The following is a 23,704-nucleotide window of genomic DNA, read 5'->3' on the forward strand; positions in this document are numbered from 1 at the left end:
TGGCGAACCGGCCGATCGAAACGCCGATGGGTTGCCCGCCAACGGGTTCCGAGCCGCGCGACCACCGCGCCGAGCGGCGCGGAGCCACCGGGTAGCACCAGCCGCCGATCTACGAGCTGCTGGGTTTCACAAGCCCTGGGTTGTTCCAAGCCACAAGGAGGTGGCCCACATGCCCCCGTCCCCCGCGACCTCGTCCCACTCCCTGCTCTCCCGCCTCGACGAGTCGGCGTTCACCGCACGGCACCTGAGGATCTACGTAACCGTCCTCATCGGACATTTCCTGTGCGGGTTCGTGATCAACCTGACCGGCGTGATCCTGCCGGGTGTCATCAAGACGTTCCACCTCACCAGCGAGTCGGCCGGGGTGTTCTCCTCGGCGCTGTTCGCGGGCATGCTCGTGGGCGCGGCCGTCGCCGGCACGGTGTCCGACCGGTTCGGCCGGAAGGTGCCGCTGTCGATCACGGTGATCGTCTACGCCGTGTTCTCGCTAGCCGCGGTGTTCGCGCCCAGCTTCGGTGCGCTCGTCACCTTCCGGGCCCTGCAGGGAATCGGGCTCGGCGCCGAGATCGCCGTGGTCCTGCCCTACATCGCCGAGTTCGTGCCCTCGCGCCACCGCGGCCCGCTCGTCACCGCGGCCACGGCGGCGTGGCTGATCGGGCTGCCGACGGCGGCCGCGGTCGGCACCGCGGTGGTGCCGGCGTTCGGCTGGCGCGCGATGTTCGTGATCGCCACCGTGCCGGTGCTCGTCGGTGTGTTCATGCTGGCGACGCTGCCGGAGTCGGTCCGCTACCTGCTGCGCCGAGACCGCCTCGCCGACGCGGCGGCCATCGTCAGCGGCCTGTGCCGCGGCGGTAACCCCACCGAAGCCGCCGCCGTCCGGCACGCGGCACCCGAGACCAGCGGCACCGTGCGCACGCTCGTCGCCCGGCACTACCTGCGCTACACGATCGCCATCTGGTTCATGGAGGTCTGCGCCGGCGCGTTCCTCTACGGGCTCTCGAGCTGGCTGCCGTCGGTCCTGGAAGGCCAGGGCGTGGACCTGCTCAAGAGCTTCGGCTACACGGCGATCATCACGGCCGCCGGCGTGGTCGGCGCGATCCTCGCCGGACAGCTGATCAACCGCATCGGCCGCCGTGTGGTCCTCGGCGGGGCGTTCGTCCTCAGTGGAGTGTTCTGCCTCGCCTGGGGCACCACGTCGGCGACCGGCGCGGTCATCGTGCTCGGCTCGCTCGCCACGTTCTTCGGCAGCGGCCTGGCCGGCAGCACGCTCTTCGCCTACGCCAGCGAGCTCTACCCCACGGCCAGCCGCGCGACCGGGCTCGGCTGGGCGGCGGCGTGGCAGAAGGTCGGCGGCCTCATCATGCCGGTGCTCGTCGGGTTCATCCTGGCGGCCCACGCTTCGCAGTTCCTGTTCTTCCTGGTCTTCGGGATCATCTCGATCCTCGCCGGGATCGCCGCGCTCGTGGCGACCTTCGAGACCCGCGGCCGCACCGTCGAGCAGATCACGAGTGAGATCACCGGCGAAGGGACGCCCGCCGCCCTGACCCCGGCGCGCTCCTGACTCCCCGAGCAACCCCACCGAAAACCGATCCCACCACAACCACCGTGGAGGAACCCATGACGATCGACCACGCCCCGGCACCCGCCGGAGCGGGCCTGTCCCCCGAGGACCTCGCGGAGCTGCAGCTGCGGCACCGCAAGATCCGCGACGCGATGGCCGAGCAGGGCCTCGACGTCGTGCTCGCCTACGGCCCGGCCTGGCGGCGCGAGAACATCCGCTACTTCACCGACGTGACCCCGGCCGGCAGCGCCGCGCTCGTGGTGTTCCCCGCCGAGGGTGACGCGGTGGCGTTCTCGACCCGGCCTTCGGACCTCGCGGCGTTCACCGCGCAGGGCTGGGTCGGCGAGGCCCGGCGGCTGGACCCGGCGAACCCGGCGGAGCTGGGCGTGGTCCTTAAGGACCTGGCGCCGCGGCGCATCGGCATCGCCCACCACGAGCTCGTGCCGCTCGTGCTCATGGAGACGATCCGCGCCGCGGCGCCGGGCGCCGAGGTCGGGTCGGCGACGAAGCTGCTCGACACCGCGCGGCTGGTGAAGAGCGAGTGGGAGATGGCCCGGATGCGCCGCAGCGCCGTGGTGTGCGCGGCCGGCTGGGAAGCGTTCGTGGACGTGCTCGAGCCGGGGCTGCCGGAGTACCGGATCGTCGCGGAGGTCGAGGCGCGGCTGAAGAACCTCGGGGCCGAGGACAACTTCATGCTCATCGCGTCGGGCCGCGACGAGGTGCGCGGCATGACCCCGCCGGGCGACCGGCTGCTCGAAGCCGGCGACATGGTGCGCACCGAGCTCACGCCCAAGATGGACGGCTACTGGTTGCAGATCTGCCGCTCCGCCGTGGTGGGCAAGGCCGACGACGGGCAGCGCAAGTCGTTCGACCTGTTCAACGAGGCCGTCGAGGCCGGCATCTCCGTGGTGCGCCCGGGCATCACCGCCCACGAGGTGGCGGTGGCCGAGAACGACGTGTTCCGCAAGTACGGCTACGGCGAGTACTGCACGAGCGCCTACACCCGCGTGCGCGGCCACGGCCACGGGCTGCACCTCGACGAGACGCCGATCATCGAGGGCAACCACACCGTGCTGCCCGAGAACTCCGTGTTCATCATTCACCCCAACACCTACACGCCGCTGGCCGGCTACCACGTGCTCGGCGACCCCGTGCGCGTGACCGCCGACGGCTGTGAAGTGCTGATCACGACCGAACGGAAGCTGTTCGAGACAGGAGACGTGGCGTGAAACGAGGTCTGCACGTACTCGACCCCGCGGAAACCCCCGACCAGGAGTGGGGCGACCGCGTCGCCGCCCTGCAGAAGGCCATGGCGGCGCAAGGCGTCGACGTCGCGTTCGTCTACGCCGACGTGTCCCGCTCCGACGACCTCGCCTACCTGACCAACCTGTGCCTGTACTGGAACGAGGGTGTGCTGGCGATCCCCGCCGAAGGGCCCGTCACGTTCCTCACCAAGCTCTCGCTGCGGGTGCAGAACTGGATGAAGGCCTCGTCGAAGGTCACGGAGTTCAGCGGCGGCAAGAACTTCGCCGACCTTGTCGCGAAGTACCTGCTGGGCAAGAAGAACGGCACGCTCGGCCTGGTCGACGCCGCGCTGTGGCCCGCCGACGTGGCCGACGAGATCGTGGCCGCGGTGCCCGGCTGGCAGGTCAAGCGCCTCGGCGGCCTGGTGCGCGAGCAGCGGCTCGTCCCGTCGGCGGCCGAGACCGAGCTGCTGCGCGCGGCCGGCCGGATCCTCGACGACGCCGCGGCCAAGGCGACGGTGGAGGGCAGCACCGCCGGTAGCCGCGTGGAGACCGTGGAACGCGCCCTGCGCGGCGGCGGCTTCCTCGACCTGTACCCGAGCTCACTGTCCACTTCGGACGGCGTGACGTCCTTCGGCGTCACCGGGCAGTACCGCATGAACTGGGTGTACTCGAGCCGCGTCCTCGGTGACGGCGCCGGCTGGCCGGGTGCGCTCAAGGACGCGCTGACCGCGGCCATCGCCGCGGCCAAGGCCGGCGCGAGGATCGGCTCGCTCGCCGAGGCCGCCGCGCCCGCGCTGGCGAAGCTGCCGGACGGCGCCAAGGCCGAGGTCCGCTGGGTCAACCAGGCCGACCTGTCCACCGGCGGCGAGTTCCGCGCCCAGGACCCGGCCGCCGTACTGGCCGAAGGCGAAGCGGGCGCGGTGTCCGTGGAGGTCGCCTTCGCCGACGGCGGCAACGCGGCCGTGGCCGAGACCGTCCGCGTCACCGAAAGCGAACCGGAACACCTGACAGGAGCACAGCGGTGAGGATCCTTTCCAACGGCGACATCGAGCAGGTGCTCACCGCCGGCGAGACGCTCGACGCGCTGGAGACGGCGTACAAGGAGCTCAACTCCGGCCAGGGCGCCAACCGGCCGCGCAACCACACGTACTTCCCGGTCGAGGACAGCCGCCACCCCGGCTTCCGCTTCCGGTTCAAGTCGCAGGAGGGCGGCAACGTCTCCAGCGGTGTGTGGGCGCTGCGGATCACCTCCGACATCGCGGGCGTCGAGACGCTGCCTTCCGGTGTGCAGCGGCGCCGGCTCATCCCGGCCGCGCCCGGCGGCCGCTACGTCGGGCTCGTCACGCTCTACAGCCTGACCACGCTCGAACCACTCGCCATCATGCACGACAGCTTCATCCAGAAGATGCGCGTCGGCGCCACCTCGGCCCTCGGCATCCGGGAACTGTCCAATCCGGACGCGACGGTCGCCGGGATGTTCGGTTCGGGCTGGCAGGCCGAGGCGCACCTGGAGTGCCTGCTGATGGTGCGGCCGAACATCGAAGAGGTCCGCGTGTACAGCCCCACGCCCGAGCACCGCGAACACTTCGCGAAGGTGTGGAGCGAGAAGACCGGGCGCAAGATCGTGGCCGTGGACGAGCGGCGCGACGCGGTGGCCGGCTGCCAGATCGTCACCTGCGCCACCGCGGCCATGGAAGCCTGCTTCGACGGCGCCTGGCTCGAACCCGGCACGCACGTCACGGCGATCACCTCGCCCGACGGCACCGCCACCCGGCGCGAGCTGGACGACACGACGTTCGACCGCGCGGCGCGCGTCACCGTGCTCTCGCGCGAGCAGGTGCACCACGACAAGCAGTACGACATCCTCGGCCCGGTCAACCGCGGCCTGATGGAGTGGGACGACATCCGGGAGCTGGGCGACCTGCTGCTGGGCGAGGCGCCAGGCCGCACGAGCCACGACGACATCACCGTGTTCGCCAACAACACCGGCATGGGCGTGCAGTTCGCGGCCGTCTGCGCGCGGGCGCTGGCGCTGGCCGAGAAGCGCGAGCTCGGGCACACGGTGCCGACCGACTGGTTCCTGGAAGAGACCAGCCCCTGACCGGGCGGCGTCCACCACCGGAACTTCGAGCGGAGACATTCATGGGCAGTGAACATCGTGTCGGGGGCAAGGTCATCACCTTCGGCGAAAACGTGAACACCGACGTCATCATCCCCGGCCGCTACCTCGTGAGCATCGACCCGGCGGAGCTCGCCGAGCACGCCTTCGAGCCGCTGGGGCCGGAAACGCAAGAACGGCTGCGGGCGAGCGACGTCGTGGTCGCCGGCCGCAACTTCGGCTGCGGCAGCGCGCGGGAGCAGGCCGCCACGTGCCTGATCGGCGCCGGGATCAAGGCGGTCGTCGCGGCCTCCTTCTCCCGCGTCTTCTTCCGCAACGCCATCAACACCGGGCTCGTCGCGGTCGAGTCGCCCGCCGCGGCCGAGGCGGCCACCGACGGTGGCGAGATGTGGGTCGACTACGACGCGGGCACGGTCGAGGTGGGCGGGCAGACGTTCCCCTTCAGCCCGTACCCGCAGGTGCTGCGGGAGATCATGGCCGACGGCGGCCTGATCCCGCACCTGATGGCGAGCTTCGCGGGAGGAAAGCAGTGACCGCCAAGACCTTCGCGCAGAAGGCGATCGAACGCGCGTCCGGGATCGCGGACCTCGTGCCGGGCCAGATCGTCGACGCGTTCCCCGATCTGTACATGAGCCACACCGCGAGCTGGCGCTGCATCCGCACGCTGGAGAAGATGGGCGTCGAACAGCTCTACGACGTCGACCGCGTGGCCATGGTGATGGACCACCTGTCCCCCGCCATGAACGCGAAAACCGCGGCAGACCACGCGCTGTGCCGGGAGTTCGCGCAGAAGATGGGCGTGAAGAACTTCTTCGACGTCAACAGCGGCATCGCGCACATCGTGCTCATGGAGCATGGGCTCGTGCGGCCCGGCCAGTTCATCATCGGCACCGACTCGCACTCGACGATCTACGGCGCACTGGGCGCGTTCGGCACGGGCGTCGGGTTCAGCGAGATCACCGCCGCGTGGGTGACCGGGAAGCTGTGGGTCAAGGTGCCCGAGTCGGTGCGGATCGTGATCGACGGCGACCTCGCCCCGGGCGTGTACGCCAAGGACATCATGCTCAAGCTCATCGGCGACCTCGGTGCCGACGGGCTGACGTATGAGTCGGTCGAGTTCTCCGGCTCCTACGTCGAGGGCATGTCCGTGTCCGAACGCATGACGTTCTGCAACCTGGCCATGGAGATGGGCGCGAAGAACGCCTTCGTGGCTCCGGACGACACCACGCTCGCCTACCTCGACGAGGCCGGCGTGCCGCGCGACGAGCTGGACATCCTGCTGCCGGACGAGGGCGCGACCTACCGCGCCACGGTGCGGCTCGACGGGCCGACGCTCGCCCCGCAGATCGCCGTGCCCCACACGGTCGACAACGTGGTGGGCGTCGGCGATGTCGCCGGCACGAAGCTCGACCAGGTGTTCATCGGCTCGTGCGCCAACGCCAAGTACGACGACCTCGTGATCGCGGCCGACGTGCTGGCCGGCCACCGCGTGGCCCCGGGCCTGCGGCTCATCGTCACGCCCGCGTCGGCGAAGATCATGGCCCAGGCTTCGGACAGCGGCGTGCTCACGAAGCTGATCCAGGCCGGCGCGATGATCACCAACCCCGGCTGCGGCGCGTGCGCGGGCAACGGCGGTGCGATGGCCGACGGCGAGACCACGCTGTCGACCGCCAACCGCAACTTCCAGGGCCGCATGGGCAGCTACGACTCGAAGATCTTCCTGTCGAGCCCGGCCACGGCAGCGGCTTCGGCCATCCGTGGCGTCATCACCGATCCCCGCGAGATCGTGGCGACGGCGGTGGTCGCGTGAACCTCGTCGAGAAGATCCTCGCCCGCGCGAGCGGTCGCGAGTCCGTGGAGCCCGGCGAGATCGTCGTGGCCAAAGTGGACCGGCTGATCATGCACGACCTGTCGGGGTACCTCACCTCGCAGGTGTACGAGAAGCGCGTGAACGTGCCCATCCCCGACCCGGAGCGGGCCGTGATGGTGTTCGACCACCACTTCGCGCCGCCGACCGAGCAGCAGGCGGACGTGCTGCAGCACAACCGCCGGTGGGCCCGCAAGCACGGCCTGAAGCTGTACGACTGCGGCAACGGCAACCTCCACCACGCCGTGGTCCGCAACGGGCACATCAAGCCCGGCATGATCGTGGTCGGGTCCGACAGCCACACGCCGGTGCACGGCACGCTGGGCGCGCTCGCCGTGGCGCTGGGCAACGACTCGCACGCCGGAACCGTGCTGCCGTACGGCAAGGCGTGGTTCAAGGTGCCGGAGACGACCCGGGTCCACCTCGAAGGCACGCCGAAGCCCGGCGTCACGCCACGCGACATCGCGCTGTGGCTGGTCGGGCGCATCGGCGAGGGCGAGCTGAACTACCGGGCCGTGGAGTTCGGCGGACCGTACGTGCGCGGACTGTCTTTCTGGGACCGCTGGCTCTTCCCGTTGCTGTGTGTGGACCTCGGCGCCAAGTGCAGCTTCGTCGAGCCGGACGAGGTCACCGAGGCGTTCGTGCGCACGCTGCCCGGTGGCGACGCCGGCCTCCTGGTGCGCGGTGACGGCGAGGAAGCGGCGCAGGTGCTGCGCTTCGACGTCGGCGAGGTCGATCCGCAGGTTGCCTGCCCACCGACCGTCGGCAACGTCAAGCCCGTGGCCGAGGTCGCCGGCACGCCGGTGCAGTACGCGGAGCTGGGCGGCCACGGCGGCGGCCGGCTCGAGGACTTCCGCGCGGCGGCTCAGGTCCTGGCCGGGCGCAAAGTGCACCCGGACACGCGGTTCCACCTCGTGCCCTCCAGCCGCGAGGTGTTCGCGGAGGCCGCGCGCGAGGGGCTGGTGCTCGCGCTGCACGAGGCCGGTGCCACGTGGTTCCCGCCCAGCACGGGCTCGAACCAGGCGTACAACATGGGTGCGATGGCGTCCGACGAGACGATGATCTCCACCCACGCCCGCAACTTCCCCGGCCGCAACGGCAGCCCCGACGCTTCGATGTACCTCGCGTCTTCGGAAACCGTTGCCGCGTCGGCCGTCGCGGGGGTCATCGCGAGCCGTGAAGGAGGGAAAGCGTGAAGTTCGAGGGCCGCTGCTGGCGGTTCGGGGACAACATCCCGACCGACCGGCTCGTGAAGACCCAGTACGTGTTCGAGCCGATGGAAATTCTCGTGCAGCACGTGCTCGAAGACCTCAACCCGGAGTTCCCGAAGCAGGTACAACCCGGGGACATCGTGTTCGCCGGCAAGCACTTCGGGCAGTCCTCGGGGCGTGCCATCGCGACGAAGGCGTTGCAGGCCACGGGAATCGGGTGCGTGGTCGCGGAAACGTTCGCCCGGACGTTCTACCGCAACTGCTTCGAGGTCGGCCTGCCGGCGCTCGAAGTCGGGCTGAACCCCGACTTCGCGGCCGACGGCGACCGCGTGCGCGTGGACCTCACCACCGGTGAGTTCACCAACTTGACCACGCAGACGACTATCCGCGGGGCCGCGGCCGACCCGTTCCTCGTCGACATGCTCGAAGCGGGCGGGCTGATCAGCCTCGCGAAAAACCGGCCGGAGGTGTTCCGCTAGGACGGACGTGAACGGCGAAACCCCTGGCGGACAAGGACTTGTGGCCCGCCGGGGGTTTCGCCGTGCCCGCGGTCCGGCCCTGGAAACCGGCGGAGATCGACGTTTCTCACCTTCTTGACGCGCGTCGAGATCGAGAGTCACACTGACCGGAGCACAAAGAGGTGCACCTCCCGATGCTTCTCATGGTCGACACCTCGCCCGATTCCAGACCGAGGCGGAAAAGCTCCCCGCGCCCCGGTCTCCCCTCTGGACACAATCGAGGTCTCCCCCGTGCCATGGAAAACTCTCCGCCGGACCCGGCTCGCGTTACCGGCTCTCGCTCTCGCCCTCGTCGCCACCGCGTGCGGCTCGGGTGGTGGCAGCGCCTCGGGCGGCGAAACGATCACCCTCGGCCTGCCGGTGCAGGCCACCACGCTCGCGCCGGTCTACCTGGCCGACGACCTGAACCTCTGGAAGCAGCACGGTCTCACCGTCAAACCGGTCACGTTCAAGGGTGACGCCGAGCTCGCCAAGGCCGTGCTGTCCGGCGACGTCGACGTCGCGGTCGGCTCGCTCACCGGCCCGCTCACGGCCGAGGAAGCAGGCCAGGACGTGAAGGTCATCTACGGCGGCTTCGACATGACGGCGTTCGCCTGGTACGCCGTGCCCGACATCCACACCGTGGCCCAGGGCAAGGGAAAGAACTGGGGCGTGACGACCCTCGGCTCGTCCACCGACCTGCTCACCCGGTTCGCCGCGGCGAAGGCCGGCCTGGACCCCAACAAGGACATCAAGGTCGTGCAGGGCGGCGCTTCGGCGGCGCGCCTGGCGGCCATGAAGGCGGGCCAGCTGCAGGCCAACATCTTCACCGAGCCGCAGACGGTCTACGCGCAGAAGGAGGGCTACAACAAGATCCTCGACCTCAAGGATCTCGTCGACAGCTACCCGATGCACGTCACGTGGAGCAAGCCCGGCTTCGTCGACGACAACCCCGACCGCGCCAAGAAGTTCGTCGACACCCTGTCTCAGGCCATGAAGATGACCAAGGACCAGCCCGACGACGCGGTGAAGTCGATCGCGAAGAACCTCAAGATCAGCACCGCCGACGCGAAGGCCAGCATGGCCGAGTGGATCGACCAGCTCTACCCCGACGGCCGCATGCCCTCGGCCAAGGCGATGGACGACTTCTGGCAGATGGGCTTGCAGGGCAAGGTGTTCGCGAAACGGCTGCCCGACTCGCAGTGGCTCGACACCCGCTTCCTGCCCAAGACCAGCTGAGCGGAGCACGAGATGGCAGACATCACCTTCGACCAGGTGCAGATCTCCTACGCCGGCAAGGGCGAGCCGTTCGTGGCGGTGAACGGGTTCGAAGCGCAGGTGCGCGACGGCGAGTTCGTGACGATCGTGGGCGCCAGCGGCTGCGGCAAGAGCAGCGTGCTGCTGGCCGCCGACGGCCTGCTGCGGCCATCCGGCGGCCAGATCCGCATCGGCGAGAAGATCGTGAGCAAACCCGGTCCCGACCGTGGCGTGGTGTTCCAGGACGCGTCGCTGATGCCGTGGCGCACGATTCTCGCGAATGTCGCGTTCGGACTCGAGATGCAGGGTGTCGACAAGGCGACGCGGCTGGATCGGGCCCGGCACTTCATCGAGCTGGTCGGCCTCGCCGGACGTGAAGAGGCCCACCCGCACCAGCTCTCGGGCGGCATGCGCCAGCGCGTCGGCATCGCCCGCGCGCTGGCCACCGACCCCGAGGTGCTGCTGATGGACGAGCCGTTCGGCGCGCTCGACGCGCAGACGCGGGAGCTGATGGCCACCGAGCTGCTGCGGATCTGGGACCTGGACCGGAAAACGGTGCTGTTCGTGACGCACGGCATCGACGAGGCGGTGTTCCTCGCCGACCGCGTGCTCGTGATGGGCGGCAGCCCGAGCCGCGTGGTCGAGGTGATGGAGATCGACCTGCCGCGTCCGCGTGACGCCGCGGTGCGGGCGAGCGAGGCGTTCGGCAAGTACCGCACGCACCTGGCCGAGCTGCTCTTCGGCGCGCAGGCCGGGGCGGCGGTGCCGTCATGACGCAGGGCTTGCGCACGCGGCCGCCCCGGCCGGTGGCCGCCGCGCCGCCGAGCCGCGCGGTGGGCCTTCGCTGGCTGCCGCCGGTGCGGGCGCGGTTCGTGCTCGCCAGCCTGGTCGTGGTGCTCGCACTGTGGCAGCTCGCCGCCTCGATCGGCGTGGTCGACGTGCAGTTCACCAGCACCCCCGTGGCGATCGTCCAGGCCGGTGGCGACCTGTTGAGCTCGGGCGAGCTGTGGGAGAACGCACAGACGACGCTCGTCGAGTTCTTCGCCGGGTTCGCGCTGGCGGTGGTCGTCGGGGTGCCGGTGGGCATGCTGATGGGCTGGAAGCTGCGGATCCGCCAGACGCTCGAGCCGGCGCTGATCGCGCTCTACGTCACGCCGTCGCTCGCGCTGCTGCCGCTCGTGGTGCTCGCGCTGGGCATCGGCGAGGCGTCGAAGATCGCGATGGTCTTCATCGAAGCCGTGATCACGATCGCGGTGAACGCGATGGCCGGCATCCGCGAGACGGACCCGAAGCTCGTGCAGGCGGCCCGCGCGTTCTGCGCCAGGGGCGGCGCGATGTTCGGCAAGATCCTGTTCCCGAGCGCGCTGCCGACGATCATGGCCGGCCTGCGTTTGGGCGCCGGGCGCGGCGTGATCGCCGTGATCGTGGCCGAGTTGTACGGCGGCACGGACGGCGTGGGGCAGCTGATCTCCACGTACGGCCAGAACTTCGACGTCGCGCCGCTGTTGTTCCTGACGCTCGTGGTCGGGATCTTCGGGTACGTCGTGACCGCGCTGCTGCGCGTGCTCGGCACCGCCGCCACGTCTTGGGAGAGGTGAACCGATGACCACCACCGTCAGTGCCCGGAAGCGGCGGGTGCCGGAGAAGGCCATGCCGATCGTGCTCGGCGGCGGCTTCCTCGTGCTGGTCGCGATCCTGTGGCAGATCGCCGCGTGGGCCGGCCTCGTGAACCCGTTCCTCACGTCCTCCCCCGTGCTCATCGCGGGCTCGCTCGGCGACCAGATCGGCTCCGGACTGCTGCTGCGCAGCCTCGGCACGAGCGCGCTGGAACTGGTGATCGGCTTCGGGATGGCTGCGATCGTCGGCGTCGCTGTGGGACTGCTGATGGGCCGCTACCGCTACGTCGACTACGTGGTCGAACCGTACGTGTGGCTCCTGTACTCCGCGCCGATCGTCGCGCTGTTCCCCTTGCTGGTGCTGATGTTCGGCCTCGGCAGCCCGACCGTCGTGGCCATCACGTTCCTGATGTCCGTGATTCCCGTGATCGTCAACTCCGCCCAGGGCGTGCGCAACGTCGACCCGAAGCTGATCCGCACCGCCGTCTCGTTCGGCGCGGGCGAGACGGCGTTGCTGCGCAAGGTGATCCTGCCCGCGTCGGTGCCGACGGTGATGGCCGGGCTGCGCCTGGGCGTGGGCCGTGGGCTCGTCGGCGTGGTCGTGGGCGAGTTCTTCGCGGGCGACGGCGGGATCGGCTACAACATCAGCTTTTTCGCCGGCCACCTCGGCACCACGGAGGTGCTCGCATCGGTGTTCGTCGTGATCGTGGCCGGCGTCCTGCTCAACGTGGGCGCCCGCAAGCTCGAATCCCTCGCCGACTCCTGGCGCACCGAACTCCCCTGACCGCTTTCCAGGAAAGAGGTACCCCGTGAAGCAGATCGCCGCCGACATCGGCGGGACGTTCACCGACCTGACCGCCGTGGACGAGCACGGCGTCTTCAGCACCGCCAAGACCCTGACCACCCCGCACGACCACGCGGAGGGCGTGCTCGACGGGCTTGACAAGCTCGGTGCGCACCTGCCGGACACCGAGCTGTTCCTCCACGGCTCCACCATCGCGATCAACACCGTGCTGCAGCGCGCGGGCGCCGCCACCGCGCTCATCACCACGGAGGGTTTCCGCGACGTCTACGAGATCGGCCGCGGGAACCGGTCCGAGCCGTACAACCTGTTCTTCGGCAAGCCCGACCCGCTGGTGCCGCGGCGGCTGCGCCGCGAGGTGCGCGAACGCGTGCTCGTGGACGGCAGCGTGCGCACCTCGCTCGACGTCGCCGCCGCGCGCGAGCTGATCACCGAGCTGAAGTCCTCGGGCGTGCAATCCGTGGCGGTCTGCCTGCTGCACGCGTATGCCAACCCGGAGCACGAACTCGAGCTGGGCCGCTTGTTCACCGAGCTGTGGCCCGAGGCGTACGTGACGCTGTCGCACCAGATCATGCGCGAGTACCGCGAGTACGAGCGCACGTCGACGGCCGTGCTCAACTCCTACGTCGGCCCGGTCGTGTCGCGGTACCTCGACTCGCTGACCACGCGCCTGCAGGCCCGCGGCTTCCGCGGCCGCCTGCTGATCATGCAGTCCAACGGCGGCATCATGTCCGTCGAGACCGCGCGGCAGAGCCCGGTGCGGATGATGGAGTCGGGTCCGGTCGCGGGCGTCATCGGCGCGTCGGCGCTGGCCGCCGGGCTGGACCTGCCGCGGCTGATCTCGTTCGACATGGGCGGCACCACGGCCAAGACCAGCCTGGTCAAGGACGGCCAGGTCGACATCAGCCCGGGCTACTTCATCGGCGGGTACGCGACCGGGCACCCGATGGCGCTGCCCGTGGTGAACATCGTCGAGGTCGGCGCGGGTGGCGGCAGCATCGCGTGGGTCGACCCCGCGGGCGCGCTCAAGGTCGGCCCCGTCAGCGCCGGTGCGGCACCCGGCCCCGCGTGTTACGGCCGCGGCGGTGACCGCCCGACGGTGACCGACGCGAACCTCGTGCTCGGCCGGCTCGGCGCGAGCCGGTTCCTCGGCGGCGAGATGCCGCTGGACCGCGCGGCCGCCGAAGCCGCGATCATGACGCATGTCGCCGAGCCGTTGGGCCTCGACCTGCTGGCCGCCGCGCGCGGGATCGTGACCATCGCCGACGCGCAGATGTCGCTGGCCGTGCGCGCGGTTTCGGTGGAGAAGGGCGAGGACCCGCGCACGTTCGCGCTCGTGGCGACCGGCGGTGCCGGACCGCTGCACGCCGTGTCGATCGCGCGTGAGCTCACCATCGGCACGGTCGTGGTCCCCGTGCTGCCCGGGCAGTTCTCGGCCAAGGGCATGCTCTACTCCGAGGTGCGCCACGATCTCACCCGCACGCACCTGGCGAAGTTCGAATCGTCCACAGTGGAGCAGTACGCGATCACGCTCAAGGCGCTGGGCGCCGAGGCGTGGGCGCGGCTGCGGGCCGACGTCGGCGAGCCGGCGACCGCGCCCGTGGTGCAGCACTTCCTCGAGCTGCGCTACCAGGGCCAGGAGTTCACGATCCCGGTGCCGGTGCCCGAAGAGGGACTGTCCACTGCGAACCACGCGGCCGTCCGCGCGCTCTACGACGAGATGCACAACCGCCTCTACGGGCACCACGCCGCCAACGAGACGGTGGAGGCCGTCGGTGTCCGCACGGTGATCTCGCTGCCACTCGAAACGACCGCGGGCATCGCGGCCGAGGTCGAGACCGCTTCGGGCGAGCCGGCACCGGTCGAGCACCGGCCCGTGGTCCTGCACGGCGGCGGCCCGGAACCCGTGTCCTGTCCCGTCTACGACCGCGAGGCGCTGCGGCCCGGCCACCGGATCACCGGCCCCGCCGTGGTGCAGGAAGCCACGTCCTCGGTCGTGTTCTATTCCGGCGACGTGCTGACCGTCGCCGCCGACCTGTCACTCGTCGTCTCCGTGGGGAGTCCCGCATGACCATCGACCCCGTCACGCTCGAAGTGGTGCGCTGCGCGCTCGTGGCCTACTCCGACGAGATGGCCACCGCGCTGCGCCGCGCCGCCTACAACCCGATGATCTTCGAGGTCCAGGACTACTGCGTGGGCCTCGTCGACACCGAGGGCGAGCTGATCGCGCAGAACCTCGGCGGCCTGCCGATCTTCCTGGCCGACCTCGGCGTCTCCGTGGCCGACGGCATCGAGCGCCACGGCCTCGAAGGCTTCGAGCCCGGCGACGCGCTGGTGATGAACTACCCGTACGTCGCGGGCCAGCACCTCAACAACGTGGTGGTCTACACGCCGATCTTCGTCGACGGCAAGGTGGTGGCGTTCCCCGCGGTGCGCGCCCACTGGGTCGACATCGGCGGCTCGCGCATCGGCTTCGGCTCCACCGCCACCACCGACATCTACTCCGAGGGCCTGCAGCTGCGCTCGATCAAGGTGATGAAGGCCGGCGAGTGGGACGCCGACGTGATCCAGATCCTCAAGGACAACATCCGCATCCCCGAATCGTCGCTGGGTGACCTGCGCGCGGCCATCGCGGCCTGCCGCCTGGGCGAGCGCCGCATCGCCGAGCTGTGCGAGCGCTACGGCCTCGACACGGTGATGGCGTGTATCACCGAGATGCGCGACCAGTCGGAACGCCTGTCGCGCCACGCGGTCGCGCAGATGGCCGACGGCGAGTACACGGCATCGGCGTGGATGGACAACGACGGCCAGGACCTCGACAAGCGCATCACGCTCGACCTCAAGGTGATCGTGAAGGGCGAAGAGCTCACGATCGACTTCTCCGACATCAACGAGCAGGTCAAGGGGCCGCTCAACTCCGGCAAGTCGGGCGGCGTCGCGGCCGCGCGGGTGGCGTTCAAGATGCTGACGCTGCCGACGCACCCGGTCGACGAGGGGTCCTTCCGCAACCTGCACGTGGTGTTGCCGGAAGGGAAACTGCTCAACGCCAAGTCCCCGGCCGCGCTGGGCCAGTGGAGCATCTCGCTGCCCACGGTGGTCGACACGATCATCCGGGCGCTGGCCGACGCGTTGCCCGACCAGGTGCCGGCCGCGCACAAGGGCGACATGTCGGGCTTCACCTTCCACGGCATCGACGAGAAGACCGGCTCGCGCTTCGTGTGCCTCAACATCAACGGCGGCGGCTGGGGCGGGCGCCCCGTCGGCGACGGGCCGAGCGCGTGCGTGTCGGTGTGCCAGGGCGACGTGCGCAACATCCCCATCGAGATTCAGGAAGCGCGCTACCCCTTGGTGTTCACGCGCCACGAGCTGCGCGCCGACAGCGGCGGCGCGGGCCGCTACCGCGGCGGGCTGGGCCTGGAGATCGACGTGGAGCCGCAGCAGGCGATGTTCACCAACATCGCCAACGAGCGCACGACCTGCCCGCCGTGGGGCCTGCGCGGCGGCCACGCGGGCGCGGTCAACGACACGATCGTCACCCAGCCGGGCGGACAGCCGGAGCACGTGAAGAAGCACACCGGGCTGGCGTTGCAGGCGGGCTCGAAGGTCACCTTCCGCACGGCGGGCGGCGGGGGCTGGGGTTCACCGGCGGAGCGGCCGGCCGGCGACGTCGCCGAGGACGTGCGCGACGGCTTCGTGACGGCCGAGGCCGCGCGTGAGCTGTACGGCGTCGTGCTCACGGCCGACGGGCGGGTGGACGAGCCGGCGACCGGCCGGCTCCGGGCCACGCAGGCAGATGTCGCTCGTCGGTGAGCTCGCCGCGCGGGCGCACTCGGTCGGTTCCCGGCCGGTGCCGCCCGCGGTCCGGGCCGCCGCCCGGGCCCACCTGACCGACGCGGTCGGTGCGCTGATCGCCGGCCACACCACCCTGGCCGGCCCGGTGGCCGGGCTCGCGCACACCCTTTCGACGGAGTACGGCGGCGCGCGGCGGACCGCGTTCCTCGGCGGGGTATACGCGCACGGCTGGGAAGCGGGCGACATCCACCGCGGCTCGGTGCTGTGCCCGGGGTGTGTGGTGTTGCCGGCGACGCTGGCGGTGGTGCCCTCGACCGCGTCGGCCGCGGATTTCGAGCGGGCCTTCCTGGCCGGCTACGAGGTGGCGCTGGCCGCGGCGGCCGCGATCGGGGGCGAGGGGCTGATCCGGCGAGGGTGGTGGCCGACGGCCTTGCTGGCCCCGCTCGGCGGTGCGGCTGCGGCTTCCGTGCTCCTCGACCGGCCGCTCGCTGTGACCGCATCGGCGATCGCGCTGGCCGCGCAGCACGCGGGCGGGTCGATCGCGGGCGCGACGGACCGCGCGGACGGCAAGTACCTGCTGGCCGGGTTCGCGGCGGAACGCGCGGTGACGGCGCTCCTCGCGGCCGACTCCGGCTGGACGGGGCCGCTCGACATCCTCGACGACCCGCGTTCACCGCTGCTGCGTGCGGAAGCCGCGTTGCCGGAACCGTTCCTGCTGCCGCAGACGAGCCTGAAGCCCCACGCGGGGGCGAAACACCTGCAGGGCGCGATCGACGCGGTGCTGTCGCTGCGTCCTGCGGGTGGCTGGCCCCCTTCGTCGGTACGACGGCTGAGGTGCCTGTTGCCGGCGCAGCTGGCCGGGATCGTCGACCGGCCGCCGCCGTTCGGTTCGGCGTTGAGCGCGTTGGGCAGCGCCCAGTTCGTGCTGGCCACCGCGGCACTGAGGGGGCACTGCACGCCGTGGGATTTCGAGGACGGCGCCCTGCGCGACGAGGCCGTGCTGGAGCTGGCACGGGTCGTCGAGGTCGGGTCGGCCGACGACCTCACGGCCGCGTACCCCGCCAAGTGGGGCGCGCGGGTGGAGATCACCACTGCGTCGGGGGAAGTATCGGCGGATCGCCTCGACGCGCGGGGCGACCCGGGGAACCCGTTGCCGGACAACGAAATCGTCGCGAAGTTCGTCACGCTGGCCGAGCGCGAGCTGGGCCCGGCTCGGGCGCGGACGGTCGCGGAGTCGTTGCTGGGCCCGGATCCCTCGACGGTGTCGGTGCTGCGCGAGCACGTGCTGCCGTTGCTCGAGAGTACGTTCGTCAGATCACCGGAAAACGCCGCGGCGGGCGTGAGAACAGGGGGTTCGTCCTGACCACCGACCGACCCGCACCCGACCTGAGCCGCGCGCCGACGCCGCAGACGGTGCTGATGACGATGCTCGGCCGCTACTGCCTCGAGGAGAACCCCGAGATCGCGACCGCCGGGTACATCGAGGTGCTCGCGCGGATCGGCGTGTCCGCGCACGCCACGCGGCTCACCGTGTCGAGGATGACCGAGCGCGGGCTGCTGGACCGCTCGCGCCGGGGCCGCGCGGCGTACTTCCGCGCGTCGGAGGTCGGGCTGCGGGTGGTGCGCGTGCAGCAGCAGCGGACGTTCCACGACACGGGCGAGGAGCCGCAGCCGCCCGGCGCGTGGACGGTCCTGTGTTTCTCCCTGCCGGAGACGCACCGCAAGGAACGCCACCTGCTGCGGCGGAGCCTGGCGTGGGAGAGCTTCGGGCTGCTGCGCGACGGCGTGTGGCTCGCGCCGGGTGAGCGCGACGTCTCGGCGATCCTCGCGCAGCTGCCCGGCGCGGGCGTCGACCAGCACGTCGAGGTGTTCACGGCGTACCCGAAGTTCGACGACGTGCAGGGGATGATCTCCCGCACGTGGCACCTCGACGAGCTGGCCGCGCGCTACGACCGGTTCCTGCGCTCCTGGGACGTGCCCGACCCCGTGCCCGAGGCTCTCGACGACCTCGGCCGCGACGTGATCCTGGCGTCGGCGTGGCGCCAGCTGCTGCGCGAGACCCCGCGCCTGCCCGCCGAGCACCTGCCGGGCGACTGGCCGGCCGCGCGCTGCCACGAACTGTTCCGCACCCTGCACGAGAGCTACCGTCCCGATGCCGACCGCATCTTCGCCGGCATCCTCGCCGAACACCGGATGAGCTGAGGAGAATTTCGATGCGCGTGGTGGACACCCACTTCCACTGGTTTCCCCGGTCCCACTTCGAAACCATGGCGAGTCGCGGCTCGTTTCCCCGCACCGAACGCGTGGGCGACGGCTACCGGTACCTGTACAACGAAGGCCGCGGCTTCATCCCCCTGCCGGCCGTCTGGTTCGACCTCGACGCGGGCTTCGCGGCGGCCACTGCCGCCACCGGCCCCGACACGGTCGTGGTCTGCACCACCGGTGTGCTGGCGGGGATGCTCGACCAGATGCCGGCGGAGGAGGCGTTGGACGAGGCAGATGCGTACAACGAGGAAATCGCTCGTGCGCAACGCCGCCACCCGGGCCGGTTCTTCGGTACGGCCGCGATCCCGTTGCAGGACACGGCAACGGCGTTGAAGGTGCTCGACCACGCGGTGGGCTCGCTCGACTTGCGCGGGGTGAACCTGCCTTCGATGATCGGCTTGGAAACGGTGGACGTTTCGCGGCTGGAGCCGTTCTACGAGCGGGTCGCGGAACTCGGCGTGCCCCTCATCGTGCACCCGACGGACCTCGCCTTCAACGAAGTCCTCACCGGCTACGCGGACGGCATCCAGCGGTCCATCGGCCGCCTCGTCGACTCCAGCGTGACGGTGCTGCGCCTGATCTTCAGCGGCATCATGGAACGCCACCCCTCGCTGCGCGTCGTCCAAACCCACGCCGGCGGCCTGCTCCCCTACCAAGCCGGGCGCATCGACAAGAACGCCCGCATCGAAGGCCTGCCCCACCTGCCTTCGGAGTACTTGAAACGCGTCTTCGTCGACACCGTCGCACCCCAGTCCCTGACCATCCGCACGGCCCTGGAGTACTACGGCCCCGACAACATCCTCTACGGCACCGACCACCCGTGCTGGAGCCCCCACGCGGCGGTGTCGATCCTGGACGAGTCGGCCTTGTCGAACGAGGAGCGGACGAAGATCTACTCGACCAACGCGGAGTCGGTGTTCAGGCTGACGTGAGTATCCACTGTGGACTGTGCGACGATTTCCCGCCGCACAGCCTCCCCGGCATCGCCGAGAACCCTCAGATCTCCGCCAGAACCAGCCCACCCCGAGGCTTCGGGGTGAAGTAGGTCGCTTTCCGCGGCATGCGCAGGCCGGCCGCGTGGACCTTCAGCACGGTCGAGAACTCCACCGGAGCCAGCTGCACCACCGCGTCGGCATCCGGGGGCGCGGGGCGGCCCGCCGGCAAGGGCTGCACGTGCGGGCCGTCCAGATCCAACCCGAGGGCCTCACCGAGGAGCAGCCGCTCCACCACTGCGTGATCGATCGTCAGCTCATCGGCCGGAGGAAGCACCACCCGCAAGAAGGACGGCCGCGCCAGCACCACCACCGAACCCGAAACAGTGGGCGGAGTGCCGTCGGCGACCTCCGAAACCTCCAACCCGACCCCACGCCAAGCCGACGCCAACGCCTCGGACGTCAACCCCGTCCCCGTCAGCACCCGGTGAATCGCCCCGATGCGCAGTCGCGGCCCACCCGTCACCAAGGCCAACAGCGAACCCGTCTGCGCAGCGGCCGCGACCCGGTGGTTCCCGTCGGCCACCAGAAGATCCGCAGCCGACGCGGCTCCGACCAAACGCTCCTGCAAAGTCCCCGACGGAACCACCCACAGCTCGTGCCGGCGCCCCGAGTGCTCCACGGTGGACACATCCGGCCGCCCCAGGGCCGCGCACGCCGCCTCGACCTCCGCGGTCAGCGCCTCGCCGCCGGACGACGGCACCAGCAGCGCCGCACTCGTCGCGGTGCCCAAGCCGGCCAGCACCGCGGCGCGCTCGGCCACCACGTGCGGATACACCTCCTCCGTGTGCCGCACGTGGGAGCCACCCGCCGTCAGCTCGCGGACGTCGACCAGGCACAGCACCCCGACCGCCGTGCCGTCCGGTCCCGAGATGCGGTAGGGCGCGACGAACCCCGCCACCGACCGGTAGTGCCGCGCCCGGATGCGGGCCAGCGCGGCCCGCGCGGAAGGCAGCGCCGCGGCCAGGTCGAGGCCACGCGCCAACGCCGCGGGTGTCCGCGCCGGGTGCTGCACCGCCAGCAGCGTGTCGCCCGCCGCACCGGGGGACGCGAGGGCCGTGACCACCGCGTCGGGCTCCGCGAACTCGTCGACGTCCGGGCCCGGCACCTCGCCGCGCACCACCCACCCGCGGCGGATCGGCCGCACCCACGTGTCCATCCCCTCATCATGGCTGGCCTGCCAAGGCTGTCCGACAGTCACTCTTCCGTGAAATGCTTACCGTTGCGAAACAGTTGTCCCGGCCCCTGGGAACCACGAGGAGACCCCGCCGATGAGCACCCCGCCGAGACGCCGGCGCCCACGAAAACCGCCGTCGGCCTGCGCTCCGAACGCGGGCCGGTGCTCGCGGCGGTGATGCTGAGCACCGGGCTGGTCGCGCTCGACAGCACGATCATCGCCACAGCCGTGCCCTCGGTGGTCGCCGACCTGGGCGGCTTCTCGCAGTTCCCGTGGCTGTTCTCGGTCTACCTGCTCACCCAGGCGGTCACCGTGCCGCTCTACGGCAAGTTCGCCGACGTCCTCGGCCGCCGGCCGGTGATGTTCTTCGGCATCGCCGTGTTCCTGCTCGGCTCGGTGCTGTGCGGCGCGGCCTGGAGCATGCCGGTGCTCATCGCCGCGCGTGCCCTGCAGGGCGTCGGCGCCGGGGCCGTGCAGCCGATCAGCATGACGATGGTCGGCGACCTGTACACCGTCGAGGAACGCGCCCGTGTGCAGGGTTACGTGGCCGGCGTGTGGGCCGTCGCGTCCGTGCTCGGCCCGGCGCTGGGCGGCGTGTTCTCCGAGTTCCTGAGCTGGCGCTGGATCTTCTTCGTGAACCTGCCGCTGGGCGCGATCGCGGCCTGGATGCTGTACCGGAAGTTCGCCGAACGCGTCGAACGCACGCGCCACCGCATCGACTACGCGGGCGCCGGCCTGCTCATCAGCGGCTGCACGCTACTGATCCTGGGCCTGTTGGAAGGCGGCGTGGCCTGGGGCTGGGGCTCGGTGGTGGGCGTCCTCATCTTCGTCGCGTCCGCGGCCGCGCTGGTCGGGTTCGTGCTGGTCGAACGCCGCGCGGCCGAACCCGTGCTGCCGCTGTGGGTGTTCACGAGGCGCACCCTCGTGGGCGGCACGCTGGTCGCCCTCGTCGTCGGCGCGACACTGATGGGACTCAGCTCGTTCCTGCCGACCTACGCCCAGGGCGTGCTCGGCCACGACGCCCTCACGGCCGGGTTCGCCCTGGCCGCGCTCACCGTCGGCTGGCCGATCGCCGCGTCGCTGTCGGGGCGGCTCTACATGCGGATCGGGTTCCGCGACACCGCGTTCATCGGCGCCGGGCTCCTCGTCGTCGGCGTGGTGCTCACCACGATGCTCGGCGAGAACACCTCGCTCTGGAGCGTGGCCGGCGCCGCGTTCGTGGTCGGCGCCGGCCTCGGCCTGGCCTCGAGCCCCACGATCGTGGCCAGCCAGTCGAGCGTCGGCTGGGAACGCCGCGGCGTGGTCACGGCCACGAACATGTTCGGCCGTTCGCTCGGCAGCGCGGTCGGCGCCGCGGTGTTCGGCGCGATCGCCAACTCCACCCTCGCCGACCGCTTCGCCCACCCGCCCGCCGCCGTCGCCGGGCACCTGCCCGACAGCGCCGACGCGACCAACCTGGTCCTCGGCCAGAACGACCACTCGGCGGCCGCGGAGTACGTGCGCGATTCGCTGGCGGGCGCCACCCACAACGTGTTCGTGGCGATCGCCGCCGTCGCCGCGCTCAGCCTCGTCGCGCTGGCCCTGATGCCGCGCAAGACGGAGCAGCTGCAGTTCTAATTGTGGTGTCCAGGCACATTGTTCGGTGAGTCGGGCTGATTGGGCACGGCGCCCGCGGCAGCCGGCCCAGCCGGGCATCACACCCCGACGAACCCGTCCCTACCGCCCCCGACCGGCGGAAAATCGAACGCGTTCACCGCACCCTGGCCCATGGCCGGGCCCACGCCCGCCGTCAACCGGCCGACCGACCTGGCTGAACACCACAGCTAGTTCTGCAGCGGCAGCAGCTCACGGTGCAGACCGTCGAGGAACCGCGCGTAGTCGCCCGAATGCCCGGGCCGGATCACGAACTTCGAAAGACCCGCCTCGATGTGCTGCTCCAGCAGGCGCCGCGCTTCGGCCCAGCTCGTGGCCACGAGCTCGGTCACGGGCGTGCCGGGCCGGCGCTTCGCGGCCACCGCCAGCATCCGGTCGGGCATCCCCTCACTCGCCACCAGCAGGCTCAGGCCGAAGTGGTCGGGTTCGATCTCACGCCCGGCCTCGGCGGCGGCCTCCTGGATCGCGATGCGTGCGGCCCGCGCCTGCGCAGGCGAGTGGAAGCTACCGAGCCAGCCGTCGGACAGGCGCCCGGCGCGGCGCAACGCGGCGGGCGCGCTGCCGCCGAGCCACACGTCGAGGCGTTTGGCCGGACGCGGGCCGATCGTCACGCCGTCGACCTGGTAGAACTCGCCGGCGAAGTGCACGTCGTCCTGCTCCAGCAGCAGCCGCAGCAGGGTGAGAGCTTCGTCGAAGACCGCCGCGCGCGGGCCGGGCACGGGGAACAACGCGTGTTCGGCCGCGTTCGCCGGCCGCAACCCGAACACCGGCAGCACGCGCTTCGGCGCCAGCCCGGCCAGCGTCACCAGCTGCTTCGCCACGAGCACCGGATGGCGGCCGGGCAGGATCGCCACGCCCGTGCCCACCTTGAGGTTCGTGGTGCGCGCAAGCGCGTGCGCCATGCCGACCAGCGGGTCGACCTCCGGCGCGTAGACCAGCTCCGAAAGCCACAGCGAGTCGATTCCGGCCGCCTCCAGCGTCTCCGCCAGCCCCGCGAACTCCGCAGGCCCGGCCCCCGGCGCCGGCGCCACCCCCACCCGGATCTTCAGTTCCTCGCCCACCCGTGCTCCTTCCGCAGTCCTCCTGCAGGCCAACACACCGAGGCCCGCCCGGTATGCCCGCAGGAAGAAGGCCCCCTCCCGGATGGGGGCCGGAAGGAGGCCTTCTGCCCGGTAGGCCGGTGTCCACGCCGGCCGGCTTCCGAGCCCGCTCATCCTCGAGGAGAGGTGTACAAGAACTGTATATATTGCCTCGGCTCCGCCGAGGCCTGCGAGATCGCCGTTGAGCCGGTTTCCGGATGGGGCGGTCGGATCGGCCGGGGGCCGATCGCACCGCCCCATCCGGAAGCCGGCGCGATCTCGCGGGTGGTCGCCTCGGCAGGGAGGTGGGTGGGAATGTGCAGTCGGTAGTGGGTGGGCAGGAGGTGAGTGGGCAGGTAGTGAGTGGGCAGAGTCGGGCGGCCCGGGCGTGTGGGCCGAAGCTGAGGGGGCAGGAGGCGAGCGGCCAGAGTCCGGCAGCCAGGGGCGCGGGTGGGCCGCAGCTGAGAGGGCACGAGGCGAGCAAGCACAGTCCGGCAGCCAGGGGCGCGGGTGGGCCGCAGCTGAGGCGGCAGGAGGCGAGCAAGCACAGTCCGGCAGCCAGGGGCGCG

20 protein-coding genes are annotated in these 23,704 nt (G+C 70.9%); 18 read left to right on the forward strand and 2 right to left on the reverse strand.

Going from position 1 to position 23,704, the window contains the following annotated elements; genetic code table 11:
* Positions 1 to 169: 169 nt before the first annotated feature.
* The 17 genes from AB0F91_RS09385 (at position 170) to AB0F91_RS09465 (ending at position 19,166) form a co-directional block, all read left to right on the forward strand.
* On the forward strand, positions 170 to 1,561 hold the full coding sequence (locus AB0F91_RS09385) for an MFS transporter (RefSeq protein WP_360596222.1): 1,392 nt from the start codon (positions 170 to 172) through the stop codon (positions 1,559 to 1,561).
* A gap of 56 nt (positions 1,562 to 1,617) precedes the next feature.
* Positions 1,618 to 2,790 (forward strand): Xaa-Pro peptidase family protein, encoded by a 1,173-nt coding sequence (locus AB0F91_RS09390; protein WP_360596223.1) that lies wholly within the window; start codon positions 1,618 to 1,620, stop codon positions 2,788 to 2,790.
* Positions 2,787 to 3,833 (forward strand): aminopeptidase P family N-terminal domain-containing protein, encoded by a 1,047-nt coding sequence (locus tag AB0F91_RS09395; RefSeq protein ID WP_360596224.1) that lies wholly within the window; start codon positions 2,787 to 2,789, stop codon positions 3,831 to 3,833. The genes AB0F91_RS09390 and AB0F91_RS09395 overlap by 4 nt, the downstream gene beginning before the upstream one ends.
* Positions 3,830 to 4,909: an ornithine cyclodeaminase family protein gene (locus AB0F91_RS09400; RefSeq protein WP_360596226.1), complete on the forward strand. Its 1,080-nt coding sequence runs from the start codon at positions 3,830 to 3,832 to the stop codon at positions 4,907 to 4,909. Before AB0F91_RS09395 ends, AB0F91_RS09400 begins: the two co-directional genes overlap by 4 nt.
* A gap of 41 nt (positions 4,910 to 4,950) precedes the next feature.
* A complete protein-coding gene (locus tag AB0F91_RS09405; RefSeq protein ID WP_360596228.1) occupies positions 4,951 to 5,460 on the forward strand; it encodes a 3-isopropylmalate dehydratase in 510 nt (169 codons plus the stop codon).
* On the forward strand, positions 5,457 to 6,737 hold the full coding sequence (locus AB0F91_RS09410; protein ID WP_360596229.1) for an aconitase/3-isopropylmalate dehydratase large subunit family protein: 1,281 nt from the start codon (positions 5,457 to 5,459) through the stop codon (positions 6,735 to 6,737). Before AB0F91_RS09405 ends, AB0F91_RS09410 begins: the two co-directional genes overlap by 4 nt.
* Positions 6,734 to 7,990, forward strand: a complete 1,257-nt coding sequence (locus AB0F91_RS09415) for an aconitase family protein (protein WP_360596230.1) — start codon at positions 6,734 to 6,736, stop codon at positions 7,988 to 7,990. The genes AB0F91_RS09410 and AB0F91_RS09415 overlap by 4 nt, the downstream gene beginning before the upstream one ends.
* A complete protein-coding gene (locus tag AB0F91_RS09420) occupies positions 7,987 to 8,484 on the forward strand; it encodes a hypothetical protein (RefSeq protein ID WP_220238894.1) in 498 nt (165 codons plus the stop codon). The genes AB0F91_RS09415 and AB0F91_RS09420 overlap by 4 nt, the downstream gene beginning before the upstream one ends.
* A 270-nt stretch (positions 8,485 to 8,754) precedes the next feature.
* Positions 8,755 to 9,741 (forward strand): ABC transporter substrate-binding protein, encoded by a 987-nt coding sequence (locus AB0F91_RS09425; RefSeq protein WP_360596231.1) that lies wholly within the window; start codon positions 8,755 to 8,757, stop codon positions 9,739 to 9,741.
* A 12-nt stretch (positions 9,742 to 9,753) separates the two neighbouring features.
* Positions 9,754 to 10,533, forward strand: coding sequence for an ABC transporter ATP-binding protein (locus AB0F91_RS09430; protein WP_360596233.1), 780 nt, complete (start codon positions 9,754 to 9,756; stop codon positions 10,531 to 10,533).
* Positions 10,530 to 11,357 carry an ABC transporter permease gene (locus tag AB0F91_RS09435; protein WP_360596235.1) on the forward strand — a complete coding sequence of 276 codons (828 nt, stop codon included), beginning with the start codon at positions 10,530 to 10,532 and terminating at the stop codon, positions 11,355 to 11,357. The genes AB0F91_RS09430 and AB0F91_RS09435 overlap by 4 nt, the downstream gene beginning before the upstream one ends.
* 4 nt (positions 11,358 to 11,361) lie before the next feature.
* Complete coding sequence (locus tag AB0F91_RS09440; RefSeq protein WP_360596237.1) at positions 11,362 to 12,159, forward strand: ABC transporter permease; 798 nt, start codon at positions 11,362 to 11,364, stop codon at positions 12,157 to 12,159.
* 25 nt (positions 12,160 to 12,184) lie between these two features.
* A complete protein-coding gene (locus AB0F91_RS09445; protein ID WP_360596239.1) occupies positions 12,185 to 14,248 on the forward strand; it encodes a hydantoinase/oxoprolinase family protein in 2,064 nt (687 codons plus the stop codon).
* A complete protein-coding gene (locus AB0F91_RS09450) occupies positions 14,245 to 15,987 on the forward strand; it encodes a hydantoinase B/oxoprolinase family protein (protein ID WP_360596240.1) in 1,743 nt (580 codons plus the stop codon). Before AB0F91_RS09445 ends, AB0F91_RS09450 begins: the two co-directional genes overlap by 4 nt.
* A complete protein-coding gene (locus tag AB0F91_RS09455; protein ID WP_360596242.1) occupies positions 15,971 to 17,332 on the forward strand; it encodes an MmgE/PrpD family protein in 1,362 nt (453 codons plus the stop codon). Before AB0F91_RS09450 ends, AB0F91_RS09455 begins: the two co-directional genes overlap by 17 nt.
* 56 nt (positions 17,333 to 17,388) lie before the next feature.
* Complete coding sequence (locus AB0F91_RS09460) at positions 17,389 to 18,171, forward strand: PaaX family transcriptional regulator C-terminal domain-containing protein (RefSeq protein WP_360596243.1); 783 nt, start codon at positions 17,389 to 17,391, stop codon at positions 18,169 to 18,171.
* A gap of 11 nt (positions 18,172 to 18,182) precedes the next feature.
* Positions 18,183 to 19,166 (forward strand): amidohydrolase family protein, encoded by a 984-nt coding sequence (locus AB0F91_RS09465; protein ID WP_360596245.1) that lies wholly within the window; start codon positions 18,183 to 18,185, stop codon positions 19,164 to 19,166.
* 64 nt (positions 19,167 to 19,230) lie between these two features.
* On the opposite strand, the gene AB0F91_RS09470 is transcribed toward AB0F91_RS09465, so the two are convergent.
* The gene (locus AB0F91_RS09470; protein ID WP_360596247.1) at positions 19,231 to 20,385 is read right to left on the reverse strand and encodes a DUF1015 family protein; all 1,155 of its coding nucleotides are present in this window, start codon (positions 20,383 to 20,385) and stop codon (positions 19,231 to 19,233) included.
* Between the two features lie 63 nt (positions 20,386 to 20,448).
* Between AB0F91_RS09470 and AB0F91_RS09475 the strand changes: the two genes are divergently transcribed.
* The gene (locus tag AB0F91_RS09475) at positions 20,449 to 22,020 is read left to right on the forward strand and encodes an MDR family MFS transporter (RefSeq protein ID WP_360596248.1); all 1,572 of its coding nucleotides are present in this window, start codon (positions 20,449 to 20,451) and stop codon (positions 22,018 to 22,020) included.
* Positions 22,021 to 22,226: 206 nt separating this feature from the next.
* Here the strand turns inward: AB0F91_RS09475 and AB0F91_RS09480 are convergent, their stop codons facing one another.
* A complete protein-coding gene (locus tag AB0F91_RS09480) occupies positions 22,227 to 23,117 on the reverse strand; it encodes a TIGR03854 family LLM class F420-dependent oxidoreductase (RefSeq protein ID WP_360596249.1) in 891 nt (296 codons plus the stop codon).
* Positions 23,118 to 23,704: the final 587 nt, after the last annotated feature.

Origin of the sequence: Amycolatopsis sp. NPDC023774 (assembly GCF_040639695.1) — a bacterium.
In the GTDB taxonomy this organism is placed as follows: domain Bacteria; phylum Actinomycetota; class Actinomycetes; order Mycobacteriales; family Pseudonocardiaceae; genus Amycolatopsis.

Excerpts from the sequence above, each read along its gene's own strand:
- AB0F91_RS09385 (WP_360596222.1), top strand. The coding sequence starts at position 170 with ATGCCCCCGTCCCCCGCGACCTCGTCCCACTCCCTGCTCTCCCGCCTC.
- AB0F91_RS09390 (WP_360596223.1), top strand. The coding sequence starts at position 1,618 with ATGACGATCGACCACGCCCCGGCACCCGCCGGAGCGGGCCTGTCCCCC.
- AB0F91_RS09405 (WP_360596228.1), top strand. The coding sequence starts at position 4,951 with ATGGGCAGTGAACATCGTGTCGGGGGCAAGGTCATCACCTTCGGCGAA.
- AB0F91_RS09430 (WP_360596233.1), top strand. The coding sequence starts at position 9,754 with ATGGCAGACATCACCTTCGACCAGGTGCAGATCTCCTACGCCGGCAAG.
- AB0F91_RS09435 (WP_360596235.1), top strand. The coding sequence starts at position 10,530 with ATGACGCAGGGCTTGCGCACGCGGCCGCCCCGGCCGGTGGCCGCCGCG.
- AB0F91_RS09440 (WP_360596237.1), top strand. The coding sequence starts at position 11,362 with ATGACCACCACCGTCAGTGCCCGGAAGCGGCGGGTGCCGGAGAAGGCC.
- AB0F91_RS09450 (WP_360596240.1), top strand. The coding sequence starts at position 14,245 with ATGACCATCGACCCCGTCACGCTCGAAGTGGTGCGCTGCGCGCTCGTG.
- AB0F91_RS09455 (WP_360596242.1), top strand. The coding sequence starts at position 15,971 with ATGTCGCTCGTCGGTGAGCTCGCCGCGCGGGCGCACTCGGTCGGTTCC.
- AB0F91_RS09460 (WP_360596243.1), top strand. The coding sequence starts at position 17,389 with ATGACGATGCTCGGCCGCTACTGCCTCGAGGAGAACCCCGAGATCGCG.
- AB0F91_RS09465 (WP_360596245.1), top strand. The coding sequence starts at position 18,183 with ATGCGCGTGGTGGACACCCACTTCCACTGGTTTCCCCGGTCCCACTTC.
- AB0F91_RS09470 (WP_360596247.1), bottom strand. The coding sequence starts at position 20,385 with ATGGACACGTGGGTGCGGCCGATCCGCCGCGGGTGGGTGGTGCGCGGC.